This window comes from Burkholderia sp. E168m15 (assembly GCF_016586105.1).
Taxonomy (GTDB): Bacteria; Pseudomonadota; Gammaproteobacteria; order Burkholderiales; family Burkholderiaceae; genus Burkholderia; species Burkholderia orbicola.
In genome coordinates this window covers 1-602 of sequence record NZ_BCPO01000252.1, presented here as the reverse complement: position 1 = coordinate 602, position 602 = coordinate 1, and the positions used below count along the sequence as shown (strand labels likewise).

General features: G+C 72.9%; 1 protein-coding gene. It reads right to left on the bottom strand.

Annotated elements, in window-relative coordinates:
• Nucleotides 1–589, bottom strand: a 589-nt coding sequence (locus tag JMF86_RS34925; protein ID WP_201317498.1) for a phosphohydrolase, incomplete at its 3' end; no start/stop codon positions are given.
• Nucleotides 590–602: the final 13 nt, after the last annotated feature.

The window sequence follows — 602 nt, the reverse complement described above, 5'->3', positions numbered from 1 at the left end:
CGCTCCAGGTGCCGAAGGTCGACTGCGGCCGATGCTCGACGCCGCGCGCGACCATGTCCAGATACGCTTCGCGAAAACCGCTGCCGCGCGGGTAGGCCGCGAGCAGCGCCGTGCGTTCGTCGGCGGTATACGCGTCGAAGTCGGTCGCCATCAGGTCCGTCGACACGGCGCATGCGAGTGCGCGCGCAAGCGGCGACGCGCGGGCGGCCACGCCCGGCGTCGTATGCAGCGCGACCGCGTGCCACACGTCGTCGCGCATGCGCCGCGACCGGCGATGCCGCAGCAGCAGCGCGTGCGCGGCATCCGCGCCGTCGAGCTCGTAGCGTTCGGTCGAACGGCAGTACGCCGGGCTCAATCCCATGTTCGCGTACATCGCGGCGACGTACAGTGCGTCGGCGTCGCACGCGTCGCCTGCACGCCGCGCGGCGAGCGACGCGAATACGAACACGCGCGCCGCATGAGCGGCGAGCGCGGCGGGCAACGACGCGCGGGCCGCGTCGGCGGCCTCGACCGTCACCGGCGTGCGCGGAATGCGCACGCCGGCCACTTCGTCGCCGGTGGCCGATGCGCGCGGGTGCGCAGCATTCATCCTGTCTCCTTCA